Raw genomic sequence first — 1,335 nt, forward strand, 5'->3', positions numbered from 1 at the left:
CGGCAACCGGCTGATCGTCGGTGCGCCCGACGCGCGGCTCGACATGGCCACCGCCCGGTTCGCCGCAGCGCTCGCGGCGGGCGGCTTCGACGTCGAGTCGACGCCCGCGATCCGAACCGAGATCTGGACGAAGCTGTGGGGCAACATGAACATGAATCCGCTGAGCGCGCTCACGGGGTCGACTGCCGAGCAGTTGCTCGACGATCCGTTCACGCAGGATCTCGCCGTGCGGATGATGGAGGAGGCGGCCGCGATCGGCGCGAAGCTGGGCCTGTCGACGGGGATGAGCGGACCCGAGCGGATCGCGGTCACGCGAAAGCTCGGCCCGTTCAAGACGTCGATGCTGCAGGATTTCGAAGCGGGGCGCGCGCTCGAGATCGGGCCGATCCTCGGCGTGTTTCCCGAACTCGGGCGCAAGCTCGGCGTGCCGACCCCGTATTGCGACGCGGTGCTCGGGCTGCTCCGGCAGCGCGCGACGAACAGCGGGCTATAGCGCGGGCGGGGCCGCTGCATGCGCGACGCCGGTGAGGCGAAGCGCTGCGATCCGCTTGCAGTGCACAACCCATGACGCAAAGCGGGCCGCCCGCGTCGCGGGTGAGGCGACCGGGGCGGCCCGTCGAATTCGTCGGATCAATGCTGCGGGCGCCGTGCCCGTGTTGCCGCTCAGTCGTCCCGCTCGGTCGCGTGCGCGACGACCTTGTCGAGCAGCCGTTCGAACGTCTGGCGTTCGCTGTCGGACAGGCACGCGAGCAGGCCGTCGTTCCACTTGCGCACGATCGGCATGATCTTGCGATGCAGCGCGCGGCCGTCGGCGGTCAGCGCGATCAGCACGATCCGGCCATCCTCCTCGCTTGCACTGCGTTCGAGCAGCCCCTGGCGCAGCAGCGCCTCGGCTGCCCGGCTCGCCTGGCTCTTGTCGAGATTGGTGTGGCGCGCGAGATCCATGATCGAGAACGGGCCGAAGGCGCCGACGGCGGCGATCACGCGGGCCTCGGGCAGCGAGATGTCGAGCTTGTGCCGGTACACCTCGCCGATTCCGCGGTCGGATCGCTTCGTGAGCGCGTGGAGGCGATAGGTCAGAAACTGATCGAGCCCGGCTTGACGGCCTTTCATGTCGAATCCTGAAGAAAAAGGGCGGGCCCGATTGTTCCTGTATCGCGCGCTCGGGTCAACGGTCAGTGTGCGCCGTACTTCAGGCGTGTCAATTGCTCCGCTTCGTTCGCGAGCAGATTGGCCGCGTCGCGGATCGCGACGTCGAGCGTGATCGGCCCGGGAGCCGGCGAGAAGCAGCCGGAAAAATGTTCGGACAGGCGCGGCAGCGCGGCCGGGTCGACG

Annotated in this window: 2 protein-coding genes and 1 pseudogene; 1 reads left to right on the forward strand and 2 read right to left on the reverse strand. The window is 68.6% G+C overall.

All coding sequences use genetic code 11. The features are described 5' to 3' along the window. Window positions 1-493, forward strand: a 493-nt coding sequence (locus tag G3N93_RS40060; RefSeq protein ID WP_277396617.1) for a ketopantoate reductase C-terminal domain-containing protein, incomplete at its 5' end; no start/stop codon positions are given. A gap of 170 nt (window positions 494-663) precedes the next feature. Here G3N93_RS40060 and G3N93_RS40065 read toward each other — a convergent pair. Further along, a complete protein-coding gene (locus G3N93_RS40065; protein ID WP_039367176.1) occupies window positions 664-1,113 on the reverse strand; it encodes a MarR family winged helix-turn-helix transcriptional regulator in 450 nt (149 codons plus the stop codon). A 62-nt stretch (window positions 1,114-1,175) separates the two neighbouring features. Next, window positions 1,176-1,335 (reverse strand): annotated as a pseudogene (locus tag G3N93_RS40070) (glycerate kinase); the annotation flags it as partial.

The organism is Burkholderia sp. Se-20378, assembly GCF_017104665.1.
Lineage (GTDB): Bacteria > Pseudomonadota > Gammaproteobacteria > Burkholderiales > Burkholderiaceae > Burkholderia > Burkholderia lata.